The sequence below is a fragment of the Rhizobium sp. CF122 genome, from assembly GCF_000282035.1.
Classification (GTDB): domain Bacteria; phylum Pseudomonadota; class Alphaproteobacteria; order Rhizobiales; family Rhizobiaceae; genus Rhizobium.
The window spans coordinates 146,869-169,978 of sequence record NZ_AKKA01000068.1; the positions used below are offsets into that span (position 1 = coordinate 146,869).

A 23,110-nucleotide genomic window follows, 5' to 3' on the forward strand; every position below is an offset into this window, starting at 1 on the left:
CCGTGTGCCCCATGCCCGAATGCGATTCTCTCGCACTCCAATCAGTGAATTTACGGTACGGGCAAAAAGTTTATGATTGGTTCACCATGTTCGTTAAGCGTCAAAGCTGCGGCCGGAACATTTCGAATACGTCGCAGCCTTCGCTGTAGTCCATGTAACCCATGCGCGCGATCGGCCTAGCGATCGCCATATCGAGGCGGCCATCGCGAATGATTGTTTCGTCGATGCGGATGCCGATAACCTGGCCGAAGACCATGATGTTTTCGGAATCCCCGCCGGTGAGTGACTTCGGCACAAGGGTTTCCGTTACCTTGCATTCGAGCACGGCAAAGGCTTCGGCGACATAGGGCGCATCGACAAGCTCGCCCCTCCTTGCCGTCAGACCGGCAAGCGCAAACTCGTCGACGCCGTAGTCGACGGCCGCCGACGAAACGTTCATCTTCTCCACCAGGTTCCGGCTCACGAAGTTGCAGGTGAACTCGCCGGTTTCGATCGCATTCCTCTGGCTGTGCTTGAGACCGGCAGAGGAGAACATCACGAGTTTCGGGCGGTCGGAGATCGCATTGAAGAAAGAGTACGGCGCGAGATTGATCGAGCCGTCACTTCCCTTGCTGCCGATCCAGCCGATTGGACGCGGCGCGACAATCGCCTTGAAGGGATCATGCGCCAGACCATGCCGGTTCGTATCAGTGGTATAGAACATCAGTCCTCTCCGCCAACCCAGGTGACTGTCTCGGTCAACTCCGGACGCGGGCGTTCGATGGCAGGAAACGTCGTCGAGCCCATGTGAATAAAGCCCGCGATCTTCTCGCCCGGCCCGACGCCGAGGAGCTCATAGGCGCGCTCGTCGTAGGCGAACCATTCGGTCAGCCAATTGGCAACCCATCCATGGGCATTGGCGGCAAAGATGATGTTGAGGCAGACTGCGCCGGCAGACATCAACTGCTCCCACTCGGGGATCTTGATGTGCGGGCCGGCCTTGCTGACGACGGCAACGACGACAGGAGCGCGAGTGAAACGGGTACGTTCCACTTGTATCATTTCATCAGAAAGCTCTGGCTTGGCCTCGAGTGCAAGCTTCAGAAGTTTTTCGCCGATCCGGGCACGCTCTTCGCCGCGATAGACGATAAAGCGCCAAGGCGCGAGCTTGCCGTGATCAGGCACACGGGACGCCAGGCGCAAAATCTCTTCGATCTCGGCCTTGTTAGGCCCCGGCTCGCACATCTGAAACGCGGGAATAGAACGGCGGACACCGAGATAGTCGATGAGCTTGATATCGGATTTCATGCGGGAGAGACTTCCATTTTCATGACAGCATTTCGGATGGGTCTTGAATTTGCCATCGCGTTGGTCTTGAAGTGGCCTCTGTGATTTCAGATGTCAATTGGTTCGCACGACACATGGTTGGCATTTCGCCATATGCACGCATAAGCCTGGCCTTGGCTTTCACCGCTCTACTGCCTTTAAGCAGCCAGGCGCAGGATGCCTTCCAGACCTTCAAGCAGTTGGATACGACGGCGAAGATGCCGAAGCTGAATGCCTTCATCGCGCCGGGTACGGCGCCGCAGGGTTCGAAGCTGCACGAGGTCGCCCTTGAGGCAAAGCTGACGGCCAATGGCGATGCGGTTCAGGACGGACTATCCTGGTATGTGTTTAGCCCCATGACGGGCTCTGATGGCAAGCTGCCGCTGATCGCATCCTCACAGGGCGGCTCTGCGGACTTCCAGCTCGCGCCAGGAGATTATTTCGTCAATGTTTCCTTCGGCCGCGCCGGTGTTACCCGCAAGCTAACGGTTCCCGAAGACGGTCAGGTCGACAAGCAGACGATGGTGCTGGAAGCCGGTGGCTTGCTGTTGAACGCCGTATCGGGCTCAGACGTCCGCATTCGGCCGGATCAGCTCAGTTTCTCGATTTATTCCGCTGAGGTGCGTGAGGACGGCGAGCGCGGTCTTGTCATGGCTGACGTGCCGCCCAACACCGTGGTTCGTCTCAATGCCGGGACCTACCACATCGTCTCCGAATACGGCGACACCAACGCATCGATCCGTGCTGACATCCAGGTGGAGGCCGGCAAGCTGACAGAAGCAACGATCCAGCACAAAGCCGCGCAGATCACCTTCAAACTCGTATCCGATGCTGGTGGCGAAGCGATTGCCGATACAGCCTGGTCGATCCTGACCGCCGCTGGTGATAGTGTCGGCGAGAGCGTTAGCGCCTTCCCGACGATGGTCCTTGCCGAAGGCGAATACTCTGCCGTCGCTCGAAACAAGGACAAGATCTACCAGCGCGATTTCAAGGTTGAGGCTGGCAAGAACACCGATGTCGAAGTGCTGATGAAGGACGTACAACCCGAAGAGCCGACGGAAGCCGCTAAAACGGTGCAGGTTCAGCCCGATCAACAGCCGCCAACGGGTGACGCCGCGCCGAGGACGCAAGCGCCGCTGCCTTCCTACGACCAGTTGCAGAGCGGCGGCGCTGGCACCGGCGACGACGTGGAGTAATCGGCTTTCAGAGTATCGCAGACAAAGAAAAACCGCCCGATCCTGTTAAAGACCGGGCGGCTTTGTATTTTAGAGCTGGAGGCAGGTCAGGCTGCCTTGGCCTTCCTGGCTTCCGCCTTCCGGCGGATGTCTGGTGGCGTGGCTTCGAGCCCGAGGCTTGCAATCGCCTCGTCAAGCGACATCGAAGTTTGCTCCTGGCTGCCGAGACGGCGGATATTGACGGTGCGCTCTTCCGCTTCCTTCTTGCCGCAGACGATGATGACCGGAACTTTCGTGACGGAATGTTCGCGGATCTTGTAATTGATCTTCTCGTTACGGAAGTCAGTCTCGACCGTCAGGCCGGCGTCGCGAAGTGCTGCCGTAACTTCGGCGCCATAGCCATCGGCCTCGGAGGTGATCGTCGCCACAACCACTTGCTGTGGCGATACCCACAGCGGCAGGTGTCCCGCGAAGTTCTCGATCAGGATGCCGAGGAAGCGCTCCATCGAGCCGCAGATGGCGCGGTGGATCATGACCGGCTTCGTCTTTTCGGAGTTGCTGTCGATGTAGAACGCACCGAAGCGTTCCGGCAAGTTGAAGTCGACCTGCGTCGTGCCGCACTGCCATTCCCGGCCGATCGCGTCCTTCAGCGTATATTCGAACTTCGGACCGTAGAACGCGCCCTCGCCCGGCAGGATGCCGGTCTTGATGTTGTTCGACTGCTGCTGGATCGTCTCCAGCACATCAGTCATGACGCTTTCGGCGCGATCCCAAAGGTCGTCCGAACCAACACGCTTTTCGGGGCGCGTCGAAAGCTTGATGGTGATCTCGTCGAAGCCGAAGTCCTTGTAGACGGACAGGATCAGATCGTTGATCTTCAGGCACTCGGCTGCCATCTGCTCATCGGTGCAGAAGATGTGCGCGTCATCCTGCGTAAAGCCACGCACGCGCATCAACCCATGCAGAGCGCCTGACGGCTCGTAGCGGTGAACGGTACCGAATTCCGCAAGACGGATTGGCAGTTCGCGGTAAGACTTCAGGCCGTGCTTGAAGATCTGCACGTGACCGGGGCAGTTCATCGGCTTCAGCGCGAAGACACGGTCGTCATCCGTATCGTCGCCGGCAACCGTGACCTTGAACATGTTGTCGCGGTACCAGCCCCAGTGGCCGGAAGTTTCCCAGAGTGACTTGTCGAGCACCTGCGGCGCGTTGACCTCCTGGTAGTCTTCAGCGAGGCGGCGGCGCATATAGGCGACAAGCGTCTGGAACATGCGCCATCCCTTGCCGTGCCAGAAAACGACGCCCGGACCTTCTTCCTGGAAGTGGAAAAGGTCCATTTCGCGGCCGAGGCGGCGATGATCGCGCTTCTCGGCTTCGGCAAGCACGTGCAGGTAATTGTCGAGATCTGCCTGCTCGGCGAATGCCGTGCCGTAGATGCGGGTCAGCATCGGATTGTTGCTGTCACCGCGCCAGTAGGCGCCGGCCACTTTCATCAGCTTGAACGCCGTGCCGATCTGGCCGGTGGACGCCATATGCGGCCCGCGGCACAGGTCGAACCAGTCGCCCTGATAGTAGATCTTCAGATCCTGGCCTTGGGGAATCGCATCGACGAGCTCGACCTTGTAGCTTTCACCCTTGGCGGCGAAAACGTCCTTGGCCTTCTCGCGCGACCAGACTTCTTTCGTGAACGGCGCGTTGCGAGCGATGATCTCCTTCATCTTCTTTTCGATCTTTGGCAGATCGTCCGGTGTGAAGGGCTCGTTCTTGGCAAAGTCGTAGTAGAAACCGTTCTCGATGACCGGGCCGATCGTTACCTGCGTGCCGGGCCAGAGCTCCTGCACAGCTTCCGCCATCACGTGGGCTGCGTCATGCCGGATCAGCTCCAGCGCGCGACCATCGGTGCGGGTAATGATTTCAATCGCGCCTGCCGTCACCGGATCGGAAAGGTCGCGGACCTGGCCGTCGATCGCAATCGCGACTGCCTTCTTGGCAAGTGACTTGGAAATGGATTCTGCGACATCCTTACCGGTTGCGCCAGCATCGTAGCTACGCACGGAACCATCGGGAAATGTCAGGGAAACGGATTGGGACATCTAGAATTCTCCTTGTCCAGTCCCGCCAACGAATGCGGGTGGTTGCAATGAAGCGCTTCGTCCGCACGAATGCGCCGCCGCCTGATACCGAGATTTGCCGATTGAGTAAAGAAGAAGCCGGTTCAGCCGATCATTTCCGCAAGGCCGCGAACTGTGTTCCAGTTTCGCAGCGTGCCGACGCCCATGCGCTTGGTCGTCAGTGCCGAAAGCAGCTTCCATTCGCTTGGCTTTCCGGCAAAATCGATCCAGAGATCACCGCCGGTGAGCGCCAGACGCTGCTTCGGATCGGCATAAGGGCGAAGCGCCTCGATGGTGGCGGGGTCGAGCGGTTTGCGCATCACACGGACGATCACCTGGCTGCCCTCGCCGTCCAGAAATGGATTGGACTTTGCAAGTTTCAACCAGTCGGTACTTTCGCGCACGATAATATCGACGGGCTTGCCGAACCTCGCTTTGAACGCGGCTTCCAGCCTTGCCTCAATACCCGCCAGTGGCAAGGCGTCCGCCTCGAACACGATATTGCCGGTCGAAACCAGCGTCCTCGGATCTCGGTAACCGATATTTTTGGCCATGTCGCGAAGGTCGGACATCACCACGCGGCGACCGGGCGCAAGCACGATACTATGCAGCAGCGCAACGTAGATCATGCTTTCTAGAACTCCGTGTCGCCGCCCTTGGGAAGATCGTCAGGGTTATGCTTGAGGCCGCATCGATGCGCTTGTGGAAGGCATCGGCGACATCGTGACGACCGCGAAAATACCCTAGATGCGCCCTGCGTCATCTCTCTGCTGCCTTGCGCCCCAACGCGAGGTAGCGCCACGGTGTCCACCAGTGTAAGTGCTCGCCGAGCTTCTCGGGAACCGGGTCGAGTCCGCTGGTGCCTCCGGGTCCACAACGCGCGACGCGAAACAGTGTCATCCATCCACCGCTCCACAACCCGTGGCGCGCAACTGCCTCATAACCGTACTCAGAGCAAGTCGGAATGTGGCGGCATGAATTCCCGATGAAACCAGAGAGCGTCAGCTGATAGGCGCGAATAAAGCCCATCCCGAGCAACCTCCCCGGTGTCTTGCGGAACGGGCCGGAGTAATTGCGGGAGTAGGAGCGTGCGGGTCTACGGCGCGCAGCGGCGCCACCCTCATCTTCGTCGTCATCGCGATTGATCGAACAGAATTCGCACATCGGCTATGCCGCTCAGGCCTCGACCGTTTCGGCGCGCTTGGCCTCGATCTGGCCAATTGCGTCAACAACGGCATCGAAGGTCAACATTGTGGAGGCATGTCGCGCTTTGTAGTCCTTGACGGGGCGGAGATAGCGCATGTCTTCGAAACGGCCTTCCGGCCCCTCGCCGTCCGCCTTCAACATCGCCAGCATATCCTCTCGCGCCTTGCGTAGCTCACTCGCATTGGCGCCGATTACATGGCGCGCCATGATCGAAGAGGATGCTTGTCCAAGCGCGCAAGCCTTGACGTCATGCGCAAATCCGGTCACGGTGCCGCCGTCCATTTTCAGCCAGATTTTGACCTTGGAGCCGCAAAGCTTGGAATGCGCCTGGGCGCTGGCGTCCGCGTCCGGCAGGCTGCCGATCAGTGGAATGTTGCCCGCAAATTCGAGGATCTTGCTGTTGTAGATATCGTCCATCGTGGATTCCGCTCCAGAATTCATGCGGATCGGCGCCTCAAAACTCATTGTAGCACAAAAGAAAAACACAGCGTGTCGTGCCGGGAGACTTACATAAGGATGCCGTTTTCCTATATGTATGTCGTTCGAAGGCCAGAAAAATGCAATGGCCTCGGCTAAGTTTGATTGGGAAACCGTGCCGGACGGGCAGCAATTCAAGCCCTGAAAGCCCCGGAGCCTGCCAAAGGTGCATGAATTCCCTTGAGTGGAATTGCCAGTGGCTAGTCCGAAAGACGGTCCGCAAAAGCGGATCAGGAGACAGTTGCATATGGACGCCATCATCAAGAATTTTCCGCAGACCCCCGCCGATCTAGAAGCCGATCGGCCAAGCCAGAGAGAAGCCGAGGACGCCATCCGCACGCTGCTGCGTTGGGCGGGCGACGATCCGTCGCGTGAAGGCCTGCTGGATACCCCGGCGCGCGTGGCAAAAGCCTATCGCGAACTTTTCGCCGGCTATGATATGGACCCGGAAGACGTGCTTGGCCGCACCTTTGAAGAGGTTGCCGGCTACGACGACATGGTCCTGGTCAGAGACATTCCCTTCTTCTCCCATTGCGAACACCATATGGTTCCGATCATCGGCAAGGCGCATGTCGCTTACATGCCCGACGGCAAGGTCCTTGGCCTTTCGAAGATCGCGCGGGTCGTCGAAATCTACGCTCGCCGCCTGCAAACGCAGGAAACCATGACGGCCCAGATCGCAAAGGCCATCGACGACACGCTCGCTCCCCGCGGCGTCGCCGTCATGATCGAGGCCGAACATATGTGCATGGCGATGCGCGGTGTACAAAAGCAGGGCTCGACCACATTGACGACAACATTTACCGGAACGTTCAAAACTGAGCCGGCTGATCAAGCCCGATTCATGTCTATGGTCCGGGGCCGCTGAATACGGCTTCGATTAAGAAAGCCGCGACGATGCCCTTTGCGTTCAACACACCGTCCGACGATAAATCAGAACTCGAGGACGCGGGCGATTTCACGCCGCGGTTTGACGATCGCGGTCTGATCACCGCGATCGTCACCGATGCTACCGATGGCGAATTGCTGATGGTGGCGCATATGAATGCGCAGGCTCTCGCCCTGACCATCCAGACCGGAAAGGCGCATTATTTCAGCCGCTCGCGGGGCAAGCTCTGGATCAAGGGCGAGACTTCTGGCAACACCCAGATGGTCAAGGAAATACGGACGGATTGCGATCAGGATGCGATCTGGCTGAAGGTAGAGGTCGCTGGCCACGATGCCACCTGTCACACCGGCCGCCGGTCCTGCTTCTATAGAACCGTCAACCTCGAAGAGGGCAAGCCGATGCTCGAAATTGTCGATGATGAGCTCCAGTTCGATCCCAATGAAGTTTACGGAAAAGACTCTTAGCCGAAAATTGCCTCTTATTGGGCCAAAATCTACGCCTATATACGAATTGGAAAGGGACGCGGGCCACTAATATAGTTCGTTTTTGATTGTTTGCCGGGAGGGAGGCGAGCCATGCTGAATTGGGGTTTGTACCGCCAAAGCTCCGACGTAGGCACGTCCAACACCAGCACCCCGACAGCGCCAGACATGAACGCTCCCGCCATTCCCGCGTCTGCGCCCAAAAAAACCAAACTTGCCCTTGCGCTGGGAGGAGGTGCGGCGCGCGGTTGGGCGCATATAGGTGTCCTACGCGCCTTGGACGAGGAAGGCATCGAGATCGGCATGGTCGCCGGAACCTCGATCGGAGCCTTGGTCGGGGGTTGCTATCTGGCCGGCAAGCTTGATGAACTGGAAGGATTTGCCCGTTCGCTGACAATGCGGCGCATCGCCAGTCTGCTCGACCTGACGATCGGCGGCAGCGGCTTGTTCGGCGGCATGCGGCTGACAAAGCGCATGCAGGAACATCTAGAGGGCCTGAACGTCGAAGATCTGGACCGGCCGTTCGTGGCCGTCGCTGCCGAGGTCAACACCGGGCACGAGGTCTGGATCGCCAACGGATCGCTGATCACGGCGCTTCGCGCCTCCTATGCCCTGCCCGGTATCTTCGAACCCATTCGCAGCAACCAGCGGACGCTTGTCGACGGCGCCTTGGTCAATCCGGTTCCCGTCTCCGTATGCCGCGCCTATGAGCAGCCGCTCGTGGTTGCGGTCAACCTGAACTACGATCTTTATGGTCGATCAGCCGTCGTCCGGCACAATGCCACCCTCTCGCCATCCGAAGTGCACCGGCGCGAAGAGGCGCCCTATGCCAGGCTCGGCATGACCGGTGTGATGGTGCAGGCGTTCAACATTATCCAGGACAGGATTGCGCGTGCGCGCCTTGCGGGCGATCCGCCGGATATGTCGCTTCAGCCGCGCCTCGGCGACATCGGCTTGTCAGAGTTCCATCGCGCCGGAGAAGCGATCGAGCGCGGCTACGAGGAAGCTAAGCTGCGGCTTCCTGAATTGAAACGTATGCAGGAAATATTCGCCGGCTCTCTCTAGGCGCCGGCGAAGCGTTCAGCCGGCGATGTAGGCCTTGATCTGCTCTGCTTCCAGTTCGACTTCCGCGATACGGGTTTTCACGACGTCGCCAATCGAGATGATACCCGCGAGCTTGCCATTCGTCTCAACGGGAACGTGGCGGAAGCGACGGCTTGTCATCAGCCCCATCAGGTCGTTCACGGTTGAATCTTCATGGCACCGGTAAACCTTTGCGGTCATCAACGAGCCAACGGGCTGATCGAGACAGGCGGCTCCCCCCTTGGCGATCGCATGCACCACGTCGCGCTCCGTGAAAATCCCGGAAATCTTGTTCTCCATCCCAACGATGACAATGGCGCCGATCTTTTTCTTGCTGAGAATCACAGCCGCTTCGGAAACGGTCGTGTTCGGCCCGGCGGTTACGACATCCCTGCCTTTTGTATCGAGTATGGCCTTGACTGTATTGGACATTTTGAACCTCCTATGTCGAAAGTGAAGCACTTCTACTGATCACAGGCATCCGCGGCGGTTTCTCCTCCCATTACGGATCAGTTCGAATGGTGCACTCCAACTCTCAAGATTGCAATATATCCGATGCTTCTGAAGTTAGCGGCTCCTCGGGCGGCTTCCGGTCAAAAAGACTGAAGAGAATGAAGCCGAAAATGAACCCTCCGATATGGGCGTCCCAGGCGATTGCCTGCGACCCGTCGCCGATCAGCGGGACGCCGACGGCAATCAGCAGATTGCCCACGAACCAGAAGAGAATGAATGCGACGACCGTGCGGCTGTGAAACGCTTCGAGCATCGAAAGACGCGCATTGAGATGCGCCGGCCGGGCAATCCGCTGTTCCGGTGGGAATGCAAAGCGGCAGGCGGCGCCCATCAGGCCGGACACAACGCCGGACGCGCCGATCAGCAACGTGGCCTCTCCCCAATTCAAGGCCGCATGGAGAGCGGCGGACGCGATCGCGGATAGCACCCAGAAGGTGACAAATCGGAACGCGCCAATTCGGCGCGCCACCGGCGTACCAAAGGCCATCAGCCATAGCCCGTTGAAAACGATATGCTCTATGCTGCCGTGAAGGAGCGAATAGGTGATCGGCGTCCAGAGAAGTTGCGGGCCCTGCTCCGACAACGGCGTGATGTACCGCAACGGAATGAAGCCGAAATTGAAGAACAGCCAGTCGAGACCGTTGCCAGATAGAAACAGTGATTGAACGGCGTATATCAGCCCCAATAGCGCAAGTGCTGCGAGCACCGAGCCTGGAAGGTTGAAGATGGGTGACCGCGGCGCCGGAGGTTCCATCGCCGCTTGCGGCTCGACCGAGTGCTCGTTCATCTTCGTCCTCGCTTGATTGCGGCACAGCCTTACAGGACGAAAGGTCAAAAAAAAAGCCGTCCGGCAAAGACCGGACGGCCTTCGAGCGTCTAGGGATAGACCCGCGCCCGACAGTCCGTGCTGAACTTCCCGAAGGCAGGAAGCGATGAGGAAACACTGCCACGGCACGGCTGGCGGCTCAATCGAAACCCTTCCTTAACCTTAACCGCCGCGAGTTGGCACGAAATACGCACGGCATCAGACTGCACGGCCATGACGGCTGTGTTTTGATCCAAAGTGAAACAGCCGGTGCCGTAATGCGTCTCAAAACCACGATCGACCTATTCGAATATTGGAATCGCATCCGCGGCCAAGACCTTGCGCCGTTGAGATCGCAGGTCGAACCAACGGATTTGCGGCAGATTCTATCAAGTGTGTTTCTCCTCGAAACAACCGACACAGGTCGCGTCGCGTTCCGTCTTGCCGGAACGCGTATTTGCGATCTCTTTGGCCGCGATCTCGGTGGCGCCCCGTTTTCCGAGCTCTGGGCGTATGGGAATGACGACATCGAGCCCACAGCGGTCGGCATCATGACACACGCGATCCCCGCGCTGCTCAACGCCACGGGTTTCACGGCGGCCGGTCATCGTGCCTGCTTCGAAGTGATCCTGCTGCCGCTACGCTCCGACAACGGCGAATGCGACAAGCTGCTGGGCGCCATCGCTCCTGCGGCCGCGTTAAGCTGGCTCGAAGTCGTGCCGCTCCAGTTCCTCGCTCTCGATCGCAGCCGATTGCTGCACGAACGGCTTGGTGGCGATGAGAAGCCTAATGACACGGAGCTTGAGGACAAGCACACGCTATACGCGCGTCCACCCTCGATCACCGATACAATGCGACGCGTCATGTCTGGTCTATTTGCTGAAGCCGACACTCCCAGTGTTCCGGTTCGACACAACTGATTGCGTGCGTAGAGGACGAACCTGAACAACCTTCTGTTAAGGGATTGCGGGTAATGATCGGGCGGTTGTATTTTATGAAGAAGCCCTTTGATGCACGCGTTCCAGCAAGTTCAGACGCAACGGACTGCGCCTCGCCTCGAACAAGGTGCCTTTCAACGCGTACCTATTAACATGCAGGGCCGGTTGATGCTGGCGAATTACGAGGAATTTGAGTGCCTGGTGATCGACATGTCGCCGGGCGATATGTACGTGACTTGCCAGGGACGTCCGCGCGCCAGCGAGCGTGTTGTAGCCTACATCGACCACCTCGGACGCGTCGAAGGCTATGTGCAGACGGTCGATGGTCGTGGTTTCTCCATGTCGATCCATGCGACCGAACGCAAGCGGGAGAAGCTCGCGGCGCAGCTCACCTGGCTTGCAAACAAGCATGAACTCGGTCTTCCTGAAGACCGGCGTCACGATCGCCTGACGCCGCGCGAGACCAAAACCGAAATCACGTTGGAAGACGGCGCCCGCTATAGCTGCCGCATCATGGATTTGTCGCTCTCCGGCGCCGCAGTCGATGTCGAGGTGCGTCCGCCGATTGGTACACCTCTCCGCCTCGGCAACATGCGTGGCCGCGTCGTCCGTCATTTCGTAGAAGGCGTGGCGATCGAGTTCCTGTCGATCCAGTCACGCGAAACGCTTCGCGAGTTTCTTTGATTGCTGTCACCAGTGCGTCGCGCACATGATGCGTGAGGCTGCCGGAAGGGTGGCGCATGACGAGTCTCTATCCTGAAATAGAACCCTACGACCACGGCCTTCTTGATGTGGGCGACGGGCAGCGGATCTATTGGGAGGCCTGCGGCAATCGGAATGGTTTGCCGGCGCTCTACCTGCATGGAGGCCCCGGCTCCGGCTGTTCGACGTTCGCTCGTCGCTACTTTGATCCCTCTGCCTATCGCATCGTCCTCTTTGACCAGCGCAATTGCGGCCGTAGTCTGCCAAGCGCTGCCGATATGAGCACCGAACTTCACGCGAACACTACCTGGCACTTGGTCGAGGACATCGAGAGGCTGCGAAATCACCTCAGGGTGACACGCTGGTTGCTGCTCGGAACCTCGTGGGGTTCGACCTTGGCACTTGCCTATGCTGAGACCTATCCCGCGAGCGTTCGCGCGATGGTGCTTGCAGGGGTTACCACCACGCGGCCTTCGGAAATCGACTGGCTCGTGCATGGAATGGGCAGGCTCTTTCCCGCGGAGTGGGACCGCTTGCTGAACGCACTTCCTGCCGATTTCAGGGAACTCGGCGTACTTGAGGGGTATCACCGTCTTCTCAACTCGCCCCGGAAAGACGTCCGCCTTGAGGCCGCGCGCAATTGGCACGACTGGGAGGCGGCTTCGATCCTCCGCGCTGATCCCAAGGGGCTCCCTCGCCGTTGGCAAGATCCCAGCTACCTGCTGACACGGGCTAGGATCACACATTACTTCCGCAATCTCGCCTGGCTGGACGACAGCGTCCTGCTGCGTGATGCAGAAAGACTGGCGGGCATACCTGGTGTGCTTGTTCAGGGGCGGCTAGACCTCGAAGCGCCACTCGTAACGGCGTGGGAGCTCTCGAAAGCCTGGCCGCAAAGCAGGCTTGTTGTCGTGGAGAATGCCGCCCATTCGGCATCGCACGAGGATTTGGCCGGCACAATCGTCGACGCGACAGACACTTTTCGCGAAATTTCTCAAAAATAATTCTGGCACCGAAGCTGAAATCGCTCGGCCAATCGGCCACTTTTGGCGCTAGTTCCTCGGTTTCAATCGAAGCGCAGGCCAGCACCGCGACCGGCTTGGATGGTAAATAAAGTCCTCCAGAAACCTCCAGTCTGGTCGCGCCGTTAATAATTTGTCCCAGAACGCTCCGATCACACGCCGGATCGCCTTTCCTGGGAAGGAACAATTTTAATCAAAATAAGCGCGAAAGCGCTTCGAATTTTAGGTGTATTCGATTTTGTTTTTAGTCGATTTCTCTGCGTGTTTGAATCAACTAAGCCTTTAATTTAACTGCGTAATTTTGCGCTGAATAAAAGCGTCTGTGTCAGGTTCTTCTCACAACGGGGAGACGACAAATGACGATAGCGACTTTCATCAAAGGCAGTTTGGCCGTCGGTGCGATGTTGATTGCGATGGCGGGTTCGGGACAAGCGAGCCCCCTCAACATGACGATCCTTGGAAACGCGAGCCCGCCGATCGGCGCCTATCAATTCTGCAAGGAGATGCCCGCCGATTGCGCCAATGCGGCCGGTGATCAAGGCGAACTCCTTCTGACGGAAGAGCGCTGGAAGGCGATCCTCAAGGTGAACTACCAGGTCAATTCGTCGATCACGCCGCTGACTGACAAGGAAATCTACGGTGTTGAGGAGCGCTGGGCCTACCCTCGCACGGCTGGCGATTGCGAGGACTATGCGCTGTTGAAGCGCAAGATGCTGATCGAGGCCGGCTTTTCGCCTTCCGATCTGCTGATGACTGTGGTCCTGCAGCCGAATGGCGAAGGCCATGCGGTGCTGACGGTCCGCACCGACCGCGGCGATTTCATTCTCGATAACATGCGCAACAAGGTCATGCTTTGGGCCGACACAGAATACACGTACCTGAAACGTCAGTCCGCCGACGATCCGACTCGCTGGGTCAAGCTGCAGGATGGTCGCGCAGTAGCGGTCGGCAGCGTCAAGTAGGCATGCTGTCGCCGGATAGATGGCGACAACCATACGGCTCCGGTCGTCCCCCGCATCCCCGTCCCTGACCGGCGCCATAGAACCGCTCCCGCTGTCCCGGGAGCGGTTCATTTTTTTCGGCTTCAATGTGCGTTTAATTGTCTGTTAACTGTGGTAGCCGGATTATTGCCGAAATAATCAACGGCACCGGCGACTCCTGTTCTTTTCGCGGCGGTCTGACATCCGAAGGCCGCCATGAACCATACAGGTACTGCCCACGAGATTGAGGAATCGCCGCTCCTGTCGACGCGCTTCATCGTCCGTCTTACGGTCGTTGTCGCCTGCCTTGCGGCATTGACGCTGATCATCAGTTTCGGTGGTCGCTGGTTTGGGGGCCGCATTTCCCTCGCCGGCAATACAGATTCGACCGCTCCGATCACCCTGACGATCGGCCGCGATACCCTCAGTCTTCCCGAAAACACGCTGCGCTTCCCCAGCCAGCGGAAAGACGGCCTTTCCGAACGGGCGGACCTCTATCTCACATGGCCGGAAATGCAGGGCTACAGCAACGAGCATCGCGAGCGTTTCGACGACATTGCCCGGTCGTCGGGACTGATCTTCCTCCAGATCGCGCAGAGCACGATGTCGCGGGATATGTCCGGACGCCTCGAGCCGATCTACTCGCATCTGATCGAGGGTGACGGCGTGCCCTTTGCCAATGGCATGACGCTGCACCGCCTGCGCGCAGACGCAGGTTATGCTGGCGAAGTTCTGTTGACCGCGCCACGCCCCGGCGCCCCGGATTACGTCGTGCGTTGCGCCTTGCCAGCGACGCCTCAAATGGCCACCAGCGGCGATTGCCAGCGCGATATAAAAGTCGGTCGCGACTTAACTGTGCTTTACCGCTTCTCAAGCACGCATCTGCCCGATTGGGACCATATTGACGCCGCTATTCGCCATTTTGTGGAGGCGCGACTTGTGAACGCTTCTGCGACACGTCGCTAGAATGATCCGATGTGGCGAAAGAAACGATTAATCATAAACGGATTGGTAACCCCAGACGGATAATTTGCGGAGAGAACGATCGCGCCGGGAGGCGGGCGATCTTTCCAGTATCCGAAATGCAAGCGAAGAGTAGAATAGTGCTAAGGTCAGTCTCCTCCGTATCTCCATCGCGATCCCGCAATTTTCTGATAAGAGCGATTACGGCGCTGTCTCTCGCGGCCGGTATCGTCATGGCCGACTCGATCGATGCCGATGCGGAGGCTGCCAATTCGAAATATGCGGGCATCGTTGTCGATGCAAAGACCGGCAATGTTCTCTACAGCGAGAATGCGGATCGTCTGCAGTATCCGGCGTCCCTCACCAAGATGATGACCCTCTACCTGACGTTCGAAGCGTTGGAACAGGGGCGCATCCGTCTGGACACATCGGTTCCTTTCTCCGCACACGCTTCCGCTCAGGCGCCGACAAAGCTTGGTGTGCGCCCCGGCGGTACGATCACCGTGGAACAGGCAATACTTGGCCTCGTGACGCTTTCCGCCAATGACGCCTCTACGGCGCTTGGCGAGTTGCTTGCCGGCTCGGAAGACCGCTTTGCACAGGTGATGACGGCCAAGGCGCACGCGCTCGGCATGACACGCACGACCTATCGCAATGCCAACGGCTTGCCGAATACCGCCCAGATGACGACCGCGCGCGATCAAGCCCGCCTCGGTATCGCACTTCGCCAGCATTTTCCGCAGTATTACGGCTATTTCTCAACGCAGAGCTTTAAGTTCGGCAACCGTGTTATCCGGAGCCACAACCGTCTCGTTGGTTCCGTGCGCGGCGTCGATGGCATCAAGACCGGCTATACACGTGCCGCCGGTTTTAACCTGGTGAGCTCCGTTCAGGTCGATGGCAAGTCGATCGTTGGCGTTGTTCTCGGCGGTGCTTCGACCCCTGCCCGCGACAATCAGATGCGCAAGCTCATTGCAGCCTATCTGCCGAAAGCATCCAGTCGCGGCGGCTCCTCAGATCTGATCGCCCAGATCGTGCCGCAACCTGTAGCGCCTGTCGCTGAAACACGCGTTGCTTCAGCTGCGCCTGAGGTCAGCCTGCCGCGCACCGCACCGACCCCGGACACTCGCTACCAGCCGGCCTCCGCGCAGGTCGCCTATGCCGATCTTGCCAAGCCAGAGTCCGACAATCCGCTGCTCCAGCAGGAAATGCCGGCCCCGAAGAAGGTCAAAACCCAGGCTATCAAGCAGGCATCTGTCGCCACGCCGACGCCTGCACCCGCCTATGTGCCGCCGGAACAGGGCGACACGACTGTCGACGAACTGACGACGGCATCGACCAAGGAGCCGCAGCTGGCTGGCTGGGCCGTCCAGATTGGTGTTTCCGCCAGCAAGGAAGGCGCAATGGATCTGCTCGACAGCGCCAAGAGCAAGGGTGGCAAGGCCCTTCGTTCCGCGAAGCCTATCGCGGTCGCTAACGCCGGAAGCTACCGTGCACGCTTCGGCGGCTTTGATGACCAGCGTGCTGCTGTGAACGCCTGCAATGCCCTGAAGCGGGCTGGTGTGAAGTGCTGGGCCACGGCCCAATGATCAAAAGGACTGCCGCCTGACATACACGGGCGGCAGTCCAAGACGTCGTGATCGGTGTGTTTGATCCGACGGAGTTCTGAGACTCGGTTTGTAATGCGTACGAGGATGAGAATGGCGATCAACGAGAATATTCCGGAGTTTCCGCCACACGGCCGGGTGACCGGCAAGAATCCGCGAGCCGGTTTGCACCCGCTACATGAAGCGGCCTTGCGACTGGCGGAAGTGGGGTTGCAGCGGCAGAAGCCCAAAACGGCAAAGACCAAAGATCTAATTAACCTGCTGCTGTGCCATGGCGCGCGGGCGTGGCGCTGCTCGCAAGCGGAAGCCAATATCCACCTTCACGTCACCTGCCCGGAAGGGCGAGCACCGGTAACACTGCGCCTGCGCTGATCAGAGCAGGCCGAGTTCAGAAAGCTCGCGGCGAAGGTCTGCGGGCATTTCCGCAATTCCCTCGCCCAGGCTGTTCAGATCGCGCGGCACGTCCTCTTGCGGATAATAGCGCCAGCCCTGGAACGCTCGCTTCGGCTGTACGGCCGTTTCGATGACTTCAGGCCCCAGCACAAGATGGCATCGTGAGATTCCTTCGCCATCTGTAAAAGTCTGGATGTCGAGCAGTTTCTGGCGCGCCTGAACCTGCCCCTTGATGACCCAATAAAGTGAACCGCCTTCGAGCAATTCCTCGACACGTTTCGGGACCATCCTCGTCGTATGGACGGAATGAGGCTCAAGCCCGGCCGCGATCGCCCGCAGAGAGCGTTCGGCGACCCATTCGCGCAGATCGTCAATCGAGTCCGCGCCTACGCATAATTTAATGAGATGCAATGCCATGCCGCCGTTGAAATCCTTTTATCGGGCAGCGTCAAGCGGCAAGTCGCATGTCCACAAAGTCAACATTCCACGACGTTGACGGCAAGCCCGCCAGTGGATGTCTCCTTGTACTTCTCGCTCATGTCGTTGCCGGTCTGCCGCATGGTCTCGATGCAGGCATCAAGCGGAACGAAGTGCTTGCCGTCTCCCTTGATCGCCAGCGACGCGGCCGTAACCGCCTTGACTGCACCGAGAGCATTTCGTTCGATGCAGGGAACCTGCACGAGGCCCGCGACGGGGTCGCAGCTCATACCGAGATGATGTTCCAGCGCGATTTCGGCGGCGTTCTCGATCTGCTCGGGCGTGCCGCCCATGACGGCGGCGAGGCCGGCAGCTGCCATTGCGGCTGCAGATCCCACCTCTCCCTGACAGCCGACTTCCGCGCCGGAAATAGAGGCGTTGTGCTTGATGATCCCGCCGACAGCGGCGGCGGTGAGCAGATAGTCGCGGATACCGTTCTGGTCCCAGTCGTCGTGGAAATGCTCGTAATAACGGATCGTTGCGGGGATGACGCCCGCGGCTCCATTCGTCGGCGCCGTCACGACGCGACCCCCGGCGGCATTTTCCTCGTTCACGGCCATGGCGTAGACGCTCAGCCAATCGTTTGCGAGTAGCGGGTTGATGCGATTGCTGCGCCACTCTTCCTGCAGCTTGTCATGAATCGCGCGGGCGCGGCGGCGAACGTTCAGTCCGCCCGGCATGATGCCATCGACCTTGAGACCGCGTTCGATGCAGGAGCGCATTGCTTCCCAGATGCGATCGAGACCGGCGTCCAGTTCCTCGCGGCTCCGCTGCGTTTCCTCGTTGGCACGCTTCATCTGCGCGATCGAGAGGCCGGAGCGCGCAGCCATATCGAGCATTTGCTTGGCTGACGCAAAAGGATACGGAACCTTGCGTGAATCAGAGGGCGTCTTCTTCTTCGCGCGCATCTGCTCGAGTTCGGTGTCAGTCACCACGAAACCGCCGCCGACGGAATAGTAGATGCGCTTGATCAGCATCCGACCGTCTTTGTCGAAGGCGGAGAAGGACATACCGTTGGCGTGTCCGGGCAGCGGCTGCTTCTTGTCGAAGATCAGGTCGTTCTTCGGTTGGAAGCCATAGCTCGGATGGCCGGGCGGCGAGATGCGCCCGGTACGCTCCACCTGATCGATGATGCCGTCCATCTTGTCCGGATCGACGCTGTTAGGCTGCTCGCCCATCAGTCCGAGAATGACGGCCCTGCCCGTTCCATGTCCGATCCCGGTATGCGCTAGCGAACCGTGCAGGCTAACCTTCATGGACGCAACCTGAGCGCCCGAGGTCGGGCGCGGCCAATCGTTCGAGAGAATCAGATCGAGGAACCGATTGGCGGCAGTCATCGGACCCATCGTGTGCGAGCTGGAAGGCCCGACACCGATCTTGAAGACGTCGAAAACGGAAAGGAACATGACTGCGTCCTGTAAAGTTGCTGCGCAAACCTACGCCACCGGCTCTCGCGATCCCCGCGACGGACCGACATAGCATTTCACGCGTGCGACATCTGTAAAACGAAGCGCGGCTGCTTGCCAGTCATTGCAGCACGCGCCCGCATCTGTAGAGTGGCGCGGCGACGGGAATCTGATTCAATATAATGATGACGACAGCGGATTACATTGCACTGGTGTTCTTTGCGGCGATCTGGTTCTGCTATGCGCGCCTGCTGCAAAGCTCGAGCTTCTTTGGCAGGACCAGCCTCACGCACGCCATGCGGGAGCGCCGGCGCGAGTGGATCTACAATTCGCTGCGGCGCGACCTGAAGATGATCGACACTCAGATCATGGCCGGCCTGCAGAACGGCACCGCTTTCTTCGCCTCGACGTCGATCTTCGCCATCGGCAGCTGCTTTGCGCTGCTGGGCGCAACGGAGAAGGTCGACGCGGTCTTCGCCGACCTGCCTTTCGTCTTTCATAGTGGGCATGCCGTCTTCGAAATGAAGGTCGGCGGCCTTGCAGCGCTGTTCGGATATGCCTTTTTTAAGTTCGGCTGGTCGTATCGCCTCTTCAACTACTGCACGATCCTTTTCGGCTCCATCCCGATGATGCGCGACACCGAACAGGATGTGATTGCGGCCGAGCGGGCGGCCGAACGCGTCATCCGCATGAACATCATTGCGGCGGGTCATTTCAACGAGGGGCTGCGCGCCATCTTCCTCTCGATCGGTTACCTCGGTTGGTTCATCAACCCCTATGTTTTCATGCTGACGACGACGATCGTGATCGTCGTCCTGACCAGGCGGCAGTTCTTCTCTGAGGCGCGTCTGGCGATTATGGACGCCAACCCGCCATCAAATCTCCACCTTTCTCCTATTCCCCGCGCCAAGCCGTCGAACGATGGCAACGAGTCATCCGAGGGATTGTGAATGAAGGCTCCGGCGACGGAAACATATGCGAGCGTCAAGCCGCCTCGCATCGGCTTGCTGGATACGGCACGCGGTGTCGCCCTGATGGCGATGGCGACCTATCACTTCACCTGGGATATGGAGTTTATGGGCTACCTTACCCCAGGCACCGCTGAAACCGGCTGGCTAAAGCTCTATGCCCGCGCGATCGCATCGACATTCCTGTTCATCGTAGGGGTCAGCCTGGTCCTCGCCAACACGCCGGAAATTCGCTGGCGGACGTTCTGGAAGCGGTTTGCGATGATCGCCGCGGCCGCGCTTGCGATCTCCGTCGTGACGCGCTTCGTCTTCCCGAATGAATGGATATTCTTCGGTATTCTGCATTGCATCGCCGCTCTCAGCCTGCTTGGCCTTGTCTTCCTGCGTCTGCCACTGCCCGTCACCATCGTCGTGACGGCCGTCGTGACTGCAGCATGGGCCGTGGATACCTGGATCGCGCCGGATCTATTGCGTTCGCCGATCTTCAATCCGCGTTACCTTGCCTGGATCGGCTTGGCCGAGATGCCGCAGCGATCGAACGACTATGTGCCCATTTTTCCCTGGGCCGTGCCCTTCCTGCTCGGCATGACGGCGACCCTGCTTGCCATGGGGACGGGGCTGCTTGAGAGGCTTGCCAGGGTTGGTACAGGATCAAGCTTACCGGCGAAGGCCGGGCGCCATAGCCTCGCCTTCTACCTGATTCACCAGCCGGTGCTGATCGCGATTGCCTACGGGCTGTCCGTGGTAATTCCACCTGCGAAACCGGATCCCGTCGAAAGCTACCTGAAGCAATGCAATGCTTCATGCACGATGCAGGAAGGCGAAGCGCTATGCCGCAGCTTCTGCCAGTGCACACTTGACAAGCTACAGAAGGAAAATCTCTTCACGGAATTCCAGTCCGGTGCCGTCAAGCCGGATGATGGGCGAATATTGGCACTGGCGAGCGAGTGCAGCGTCGACGCGCAATAATCAGGTGCCGACGCCGATGTCGGCGAGACGCCCGAGGCAGGCCTCTTCGATGTTGTCGAGTTCGGTCAGAGTGTCGTCGATATCCTTGCGCTTCTGGCGCAGATCTTCGCGCTTCTCATCGACGCGCTTCATCAGGAGCTTGAGCTGGCCCAATTCGCCCGGCGGCTCCTTATAGACCTGAATGATCTCGCGGATTTCCGCGATGGTGAAGCCGATACGCCGGCCACGCAGGATTTCCTGGATTAGACGGCGATCCGCCGGACGGAACAGCCGCGTGCGTCCACGCCGCTCGGGATGGATCAATCCTTCGTCTTCGTAGAACCTGAGCGTACGCGTCGATACTCCAAACTCGCGCGTCAATTCGGTTATGCTATAGTACTTGCTGACCGGCATGGGCTCCCCACCATTAAGGAAGGCAATAATATTGACTTTTACGTAATAGTCAATTTCTGCAGCGAAATCGAGCCGGCTAAATTCCGAACCACCATGTGGCGATACCAAGAAAGGCAAAGAAGCCCGTGCAATCGGTCACGGTCGTGACAAAGACAGACGACGCGATGGCCGGGTCCGCGCCGATCTTATGCAGTAGCAACGGCAGCAAAATTCCGGCAAGTGCCGCCGCAAAGAGGTTGATGATCATGGCCGCGCCGATCACGAAACCAAGCTGGTAATTGTGGAACCACGTTGCGGCAATCATGCCCATGATGACCGAGAAGAGCGCGCCGTTGGCGATGCCGACCCCTGCCTCCCTGCGGATGATGCGCCCGGCGTTGTAGATGTCGATGTCGCCGGTTGCCAATGCGCGGACAGTGACCGTCATCGTCTGTGTCCCCGCATTGCCGCCCATGGACGCCACGATCGGCATCAGTACCGCGAGCGCGATCATCTTCTCGATCGATTCGTCAAACAACCCGATGACGCTTGCAGACAGCAAGGCCGTTCCAAGATTGATTACCAGCCAGAGAAAGCGCGAGCGCACGGTAGAGAGAACATTGTCTGAGAGCTCTTCGTCGCCAACACCGCCAAGGCGCTTGATGTCTTCGTCGGCCTCCTCGTGAATAACGTCGACCACATCATCGATCGTGAGCACACCAACCAGCCTGTCGTTCTCGTCGACGACGGCGGCAGAGAGAAGGTCGTACTGCTCGAAAAGCTGCGCGGCTTCTTCCTGGTCCATCTCCGCAGGGACCGGATGGTTCGTCTCCCGCATGATGGATTCGATCTTCGTCTGCCGCTTTGTGCGCAGGATCTTGTCCAGATCGACGGCACCCAGCAGTTTGAATGTCGGGTCGATGACGAAGATCTGCGAGAAGGAATATGGCAGGTCCTCCTCGTCGCGCATGTAGTCGATCGTTTGGCCGACTGTCCAAAACGGTGGCACCGCGACGAATTCCGTCTGCATACGGCGTCCCGCCGAGCTCTCGGGATAGTCGAGCGCGCGCCGCAGCCGCACGCGTTCTGTAAACGGAAGCTGCGCAAGGATCTCCTCGCGGTCCTCGGTGTCGAGATCCTCAAGGATGTAAACAGCGTCGTCGGAATCGAGTTCGCCGATTGCCGCTGCAATCTGTTCATTCGGGAGCTGGTCGACTATCTCACGGCGAATCGTCTCGTCGACCTCGGTCAGCGCCGTCATGTCGAATTCGTCGCCCAGGAGGCGAACGAGCGCGAGTCGCTGGTCTGGCTGCAGCGATTCGAGAAGGTCGCCTATTTCGGATTCGTGCAGGCGGGCAACGTGTTGGCGCAGGAAGATCGTATCGCGATCGGCGATCGCTGCGCCCACCAGTGCGAGGAAATCGCCTCTGACGTTGCCGCTTTCATCATAGATGTCGGCGTCGCCGCTGTCTGGCCGCGGGCGGACGAGCTCTTCTGCGTCGTTCGTCATGATTTGCCGCCCTCGCATCTCGTTTGAAGTTCAACGACTAAGCGCCGAAACATGTAGCTTCGTGCTAGCTGAAAGCTCGAAGCCCGTCCAGCTGCAAAAGCCTCGCGTGGGTGACAATGCGCGTGCGCAGCGATAGTTTCCGCGTGTCTCAAATCAGGAACCTTGCCAGTGGCTGTCCGCCCCATATTGCGCTTCCCCGACGTCGGTCTCAGAACCGTTTGCGAGCCCGTTGAAGTCTTTGACGAGCGATTATACAAACTCGCGGATGACCTGTTGGATACTATGCGGGCCGCTCCCGGTGTCGGTATCACCGCCGCACACATCGGCGTGCTCCTTCGGGTCGTCGTGATCGAGTTCAGCCGTGACGACGGGCCACGCTATTATGTCAATCCGGAGATTATGATTGCGTCCGACGAGACGATTCGCCATGTCGAAGGAAGCGTCTCTATGCCTGGCATGACCGACGAGGTCGTGAGGCCCAAGGCAATCCGTGTGCGCTACCGTGATTTGACCGGGGCCGAGCATGAGGAAGACGCGCAGGACTTCCTCGCAGTCTGCATCCAGCACGAGATCGATCAACTCGACGGTGTCTTTTGGACACAGCGCCTTTCCAGGCTCAAGCGGGAGCGACTGGTCAAACGGTGGGACAAGTTGCGCAACTAACAGCGGCATGAAGCCTTCTGGAGCATCCCGGTTTAAGCTCATAATGTCTCGTCTTTTGATTGCGCAAATACCGACGCCACCCGCCCTGGAATAG

At 59.0% G+C, this 23,110-nt stretch carries 26 protein-coding genes; 14 read left to right on the plus strand and 12 right to left on the minus strand.

Annotated elements, in window-relative coordinates:
- Positions 1 to 100 precede the first annotated feature (100 nt).
- On the minus strand, positions 101 to 703 hold the full coding sequence (locus tag PMI09_RS12345; protein WP_007793787.1) for a flavin reductase family protein: 603 nt from the start codon (positions 701 to 703) through the stop codon (positions 101 to 103).
- A complete protein-coding gene (locus tag PMI09_RS12350) occupies positions 703 to 1,287 on the minus strand; it encodes a nitroreductase family protein (protein WP_007793791.1) in 585 nt (194 codons plus the stop codon). The genes PMI09_RS12345 and PMI09_RS12350 overlap by 1 nt, the downstream gene beginning before the upstream one ends.
- 113 nt (positions 1,288 to 1,400) lie before the next feature.
- Here PMI09_RS12350 and PMI09_RS12355 point away from each other — a divergent pair, with 113 nt between their 5' ends.
- A complete protein-coding gene (locus PMI09_RS12355; protein ID WP_007793793.1) occupies positions 1,401 to 2,501 on the plus strand; it encodes a hypothetical protein in 1,101 nt (366 codons plus the stop codon).
- An 86-nt stretch (positions 2,502 to 2,587) separates the two neighbouring features.
- Here the strand turns inward: PMI09_RS12355 and thrS are convergent, their stop codons facing one another.
- From thrS to PMI09_RS12370, 4 genes are all read right to left on the minus strand, one after another.
- Positions 2,588 to 4,573 (minus strand): threonine--tRNA ligase, encoded by a 1,986-nt coding sequence (thrS, locus tag PMI09_RS12360; RefSeq protein WP_007793796.1) that lies wholly within the window; start codon positions 4,571 to 4,573, stop codon positions 2,588 to 2,590.
- Between the two features lie 122 nt (positions 4,574 to 4,695).
- A complete protein-coding gene (locus PMI09_RS12365; RefSeq protein ID WP_007793799.1) occupies positions 4,696 to 5,220 on the minus strand; it encodes a DUF1697 domain-containing protein in 525 nt (174 codons plus the stop codon).
- A 130-nt stretch (positions 5,221 to 5,350) separates the two neighbouring features.
- On the minus strand, positions 5,351 to 5,755 hold the full coding sequence (yidD, locus tag PMI09_RS30355) for a membrane protein insertion efficiency factor YidD (RefSeq protein ID WP_081499067.1): 405 nt from the start codon (positions 5,753 to 5,755) through the stop codon (positions 5,351 to 5,353).
- A gap of 12 nt (positions 5,756 to 5,767) precedes the next feature.
- The gene (locus PMI09_RS12370) at positions 5,768 to 6,214 is read right to left on the minus strand and encodes an iron-sulfur cluster assembly scaffold protein (RefSeq protein WP_007793804.1); all 447 of its coding nucleotides are present in this window, start codon (positions 6,212 to 6,214) and stop codon (positions 5,768 to 5,770) included.
- 307 nt (positions 6,215 to 6,521) lie between these two features.
- Between PMI09_RS12370 and folE the strand changes: the two genes are divergently transcribed.
- The 3 genes from folE (at position 6,522) to PMI09_RS12385 (ending at position 8,710) form a co-directional block, all read left to right on the plus strand.
- Positions 6,522 to 7,142: a GTP cyclohydrolase I FolE gene (gene folE, locus PMI09_RS12375; RefSeq protein WP_007793808.1), complete on the plus strand. Its 621-nt coding sequence runs from the start codon at positions 6,522 to 6,524 to the stop codon at positions 7,140 to 7,142.
- A 29-nt stretch (positions 7,143 to 7,171) separates the two neighbouring features.
- A complete protein-coding gene (hisI, locus tag PMI09_RS12380; RefSeq protein WP_007793811.1) occupies positions 7,172 to 7,627 on the plus strand; it encodes a phosphoribosyl-AMP cyclohydrolase in 456 nt (151 codons plus the stop codon).
- Between the two features lie 111 nt (positions 7,628 to 7,738).
- The gene (locus tag PMI09_RS12385) at positions 7,739 to 8,710 is read left to right on the plus strand and encodes a patatin-like phospholipase family protein (RefSeq protein ID WP_007793814.1); all 972 of its coding nucleotides are present in this window, start codon (positions 7,739 to 7,741) and stop codon (positions 8,708 to 8,710) included.
- Positions 8,711 to 8,725: 15 nt separating this feature from the next.
- On the opposite strand, the gene PMI09_RS12390 is transcribed toward PMI09_RS12385, so the two are convergent.
- Positions 8,726 to 9,160, minus strand: a complete 435-nt coding sequence (locus PMI09_RS12390) for a CBS domain-containing protein (protein ID WP_007793817.1) — start codon at positions 9,158 to 9,160, stop codon at positions 8,726 to 8,728.
- Positions 9,161 to 9,263: 103 nt separating this feature from the next.
- A complete protein-coding gene (locus tag PMI09_RS12395; protein WP_007793820.1) occupies positions 9,264 to 10,028 on the minus strand; it encodes a rhomboid family intramembrane serine protease in 765 nt (254 codons plus the stop codon).
- Between the two features lie 296 nt (positions 10,029 to 10,324).
- On the opposite strand from PMI09_RS12395, the gene PMI09_RS12400 reads away from it, so the two are divergent.
- From PMI09_RS12400 to PMI09_RS12430, 7 genes are all read left to right on the plus strand, one after another.
- Complete coding sequence (locus PMI09_RS12400) at positions 10,325 to 10,966, plus strand: PAS domain-containing protein (protein ID WP_007793823.1); 642 nt, start codon at positions 10,325 to 10,327, stop codon at positions 10,964 to 10,966.
- A 90-nt stretch (positions 10,967 to 11,056) separates the two neighbouring features.
- Complete coding sequence (locus PMI09_RS12405; protein ID WP_037082881.1) at positions 11,057 to 11,668, plus strand: PilZ domain-containing protein; 612 nt, start codon at positions 11,057 to 11,059, stop codon at positions 11,666 to 11,668.
- A gap of 56 nt (positions 11,669 to 11,724) precedes the next feature.
- Positions 11,725 to 12,690: a prolyl aminopeptidase gene (gene pip, locus PMI09_RS12410; protein WP_007793829.1), complete on the plus strand. Its 966-nt coding sequence runs from the start codon at positions 11,725 to 11,727 to the stop codon at positions 12,688 to 12,690.
- Between the two features lie 374 nt (positions 12,691 to 13,064).
- Positions 13,065 to 13,670, plus strand: a complete 606-nt coding sequence (locus tag PMI09_RS12415; protein ID WP_007793830.1) for a transglutaminase-like cysteine peptidase — start codon at positions 13,065 to 13,067, stop codon at positions 13,668 to 13,670.
- Between the two features lie 234 nt (positions 13,671 to 13,904).
- Positions 13,905 to 14,654: a hypothetical protein gene (locus PMI09_RS12420; protein ID WP_007793833.1), complete on the plus strand. Its 750-nt coding sequence runs from the start codon at positions 13,905 to 13,907 to the stop codon at positions 14,652 to 14,654.
- Between the two features lie 116 nt (positions 14,655 to 14,770).
- The gene (locus PMI09_RS12425) at positions 14,771 to 16,240 is read left to right on the plus strand and encodes a D-alanyl-D-alanine carboxypeptidase (RefSeq protein ID WP_193385393.1); all 1,470 of its coding nucleotides are present in this window, start codon (positions 14,771 to 14,773) and stop codon (positions 16,238 to 16,240) included.
- 111 nt (positions 16,241 to 16,351) lie between these two features.
- Positions 16,352 to 16,630, plus strand: coding sequence for a hypothetical protein (locus tag PMI09_RS12430; RefSeq protein WP_007793839.1), 279 nt, complete (start codon positions 16,352 to 16,354; stop codon positions 16,628 to 16,630).
- Here the strand turns inward: PMI09_RS12430 and PMI09_RS12435 are convergent, their stop codons facing one another.
- Positions 16,631 to 17,068, minus strand: coding sequence for a DUF1489 family protein (locus tag PMI09_RS12435; protein WP_007793840.1), 438 nt, complete (start codon positions 17,066 to 17,068; stop codon positions 16,631 to 16,633). It lies immediately after the preceding gene.
- A 59-nt stretch (positions 17,069 to 17,127) separates the two neighbouring features.
- Positions 17,128 to 18,534: an L-serine ammonia-lyase gene (locus tag PMI09_RS12440; protein WP_007793843.1), complete on the minus strand. Its 1,407-nt coding sequence runs from the start codon at positions 18,532 to 18,534 to the stop codon at positions 17,128 to 17,130.
- A 185-nt stretch (positions 18,535 to 18,719) separates the two neighbouring features.
- On the opposite strand from PMI09_RS12440, the gene PMI09_RS12445 reads away from it, so the two are divergent.
- Both PMI09_RS12445 and PMI09_RS12450 read left to right on the plus strand, forming a co-directional pair.
- The gene (locus tag PMI09_RS12445; protein ID WP_037082916.1) at positions 18,720 to 19,484 is read left to right on the plus strand and encodes a DUF599 domain-containing protein; all 765 of its coding nucleotides are present in this window, start codon (positions 18,720 to 18,722) and stop codon (positions 19,482 to 19,484) included.
- A complete protein-coding gene (locus PMI09_RS12450; protein WP_007793849.1) occupies positions 19,485 to 20,471 on the plus strand; it encodes a heparan-alpha-glucosaminide N-acetyltransferase in 987 nt (328 codons plus the stop codon).
- On the opposite strand, the gene PMI09_RS12455 is transcribed toward PMI09_RS12450, so the two are convergent.
- Positions 20,472 to 20,864 (minus strand): MerR family transcriptional regulator, encoded by a 393-nt coding sequence (locus tag PMI09_RS12455; protein ID WP_007793852.1) that lies wholly within the window; start codon positions 20,862 to 20,864, stop codon positions 20,472 to 20,474. It lies immediately after the preceding gene.
- Positions 20,865 to 20,940: 76 nt separating this feature from the next.
- Entirely contained in the window at positions 20,941 to 22,353 is a 1,413-nt protein-coding gene (mgtE, locus tag PMI09_RS12460) for a magnesium transporter (RefSeq protein ID WP_007793856.1), read from the minus strand.
- 168 nt (positions 22,354 to 22,521) lie between these two features.
- Here mgtE and PMI09_RS12465 point away from each other — a divergent pair, with 168 nt between their 5' ends.
- Positions 22,522 to 23,016, plus strand: coding sequence for a peptide deformylase (locus PMI09_RS12465; protein ID WP_007793859.1), 495 nt, complete (start codon positions 22,522 to 22,524; stop codon positions 23,014 to 23,016).
- Positions 23,017 to 23,110: the final 94 nt, after the last annotated feature.

Coding starts and splice junctions, on each gene's coding strand:
- PMI09_RS12435 (WP_007793840.1), bottom strand. CDS start 17,068: ATGGCATTGCATCTCATTAAATTATGCGTAGGCGCGGACTCGATTGAC.
- PMI09_RS12370 (WP_007793804.1), bottom strand. CDS start 6,214: ATGGACGATATCTACAACAGCAAGATCCTCGAATTTGCGGGCAACATT.
- hisI (WP_007793811.1), top strand. CDS start 7,172: ATGCCCTTTGCGTTCAACACACCGTCCGACGATAAATCAGAACTCGAG.
- PMI09_RS12345 (WP_007793787.1), bottom strand. CDS start 703: ATGTTCTATACCACTGATACGAACCGGCATGGTCTGGCGCATGATCCC.
- yidD (WP_081499067.1), bottom strand. CDS start 5,755: ATGTGCGAATTCTGTTCGATCAATCGCGATGACGACGAAGATGAGGGT.
- PMI09_RS12425 (WP_193385393.1), top strand. CDS start 14,771: ATGCAAGCGAAGAGTAGAATAGTGCTAAGGTCAGTCTCCTCCGTATCT.
- PMI09_RS12395 (WP_007793820.1), bottom strand. CDS start 10,028: ATGAACGAGCACTCGGTCGAGCCGCAAGCGGCGATGGAACCTCCGGCG.
- PMI09_RS12440 (WP_007793843.1), bottom strand. CDS start 18,534: ATGTTCCTTTCCGTTTTCGACGTCTTCAAGATCGGTGTCGGGCCTTCC.
- PMI09_RS12400 (WP_007793823.1), top strand. CDS start 10,325: ATGCGTCTCAAAACCACGATCGACCTATTCGAATATTGGAATCGCATC.
- PMI09_RS12385 (WP_007793814.1), top strand. CDS start 7,739: ATGCTGAATTGGGGTTTGTACCGCCAAAGCTCCGACGTAGGCACGTCC.
- PMI09_RS12405 (WP_037082881.1), top strand. CDS start 11,057: ATGCACGCGTTCCAGCAAGTTCAGACGCAACGGACTGCGCCTCGCCTC.
- PMI09_RS12390 (WP_007793817.1), bottom strand. CDS start 9,160: ATGTCCAATACAGTCAAGGCCATACTCGATACAAAAGGCAGGGATGTC.
- mgtE (WP_007793856.1), bottom strand. CDS start 22,353: ATGACGAACGACGCAGAAGAGCTCGTCCGCCCGCGGCCAGACAGCGGC.
- pip (WP_007793829.1), top strand. CDS start 11,725: ATGACGAGTCTCTATCCTGAAATAGAACCCTACGACCACGGCCTTCTT.
- PMI09_RS12455 (WP_007793852.1), bottom strand. CDS start 20,864: ATGCCGGTCAGCAAGTACTATAGCATAACCGAATTGACGCGCGAGTTT.
- PMI09_RS12450 (WP_007793849.1), top strand. CDS start 19,485: ATGAAGGCTCCGGCGACGGAAACATATGCGAGCGTCAAGCCGCCTCGC.
- thrS (WP_007793796.1), bottom strand. CDS start 4,573: ATGTCCCAATCCGTTTCCCTGACATTTCCCGATGGTTCCGTGCGTAGC.
- PMI09_RS12365 (WP_007793799.1), bottom strand. CDS start 5,220: ATGATCTACGTTGCGCTGCTGCATAGTATCGTGCTTGCGCCCGGTCGC.
- PMI09_RS12355 (WP_007793793.1), top strand. CDS start 1,401: ATGGTTGGCATTTCGCCATATGCACGCATAAGCCTGGCCTTGGCTTTC.
- folE (WP_007793808.1), top strand. CDS start 6,522: ATGGACGCCATCATCAAGAATTTTCCGCAGACCCCCGCCGATCTAGAA.
- PMI09_RS12420 (WP_007793833.1), top strand. CDS start 13,905: ATGAACCATACAGGTACTGCCCACGAGATTGAGGAATCGCCGCTCCTG.
- PMI09_RS12350 (WP_007793791.1), bottom strand. CDS start 1,287: ATGAAATCCGATATCAAGCTCATCGACTATCTCGGTGTCCGCCGTTCT.
- PMI09_RS12415 (WP_007793830.1), top strand. CDS start 13,065: ATGACGATAGCGACTTTCATCAAAGGCAGTTTGGCCGTCGGTGCGATG.
- PMI09_RS12445 (WP_037082916.1), top strand. CDS start 18,720: ATGACGACAGCGGATTACATTGCACTGGTGTTCTTTGCGGCGATCTGG.
- PMI09_RS12430 (WP_007793839.1), top strand. CDS start 16,352: ATGGCGATCAACGAGAATATTCCGGAGTTTCCGCCACACGGCCGGGTG.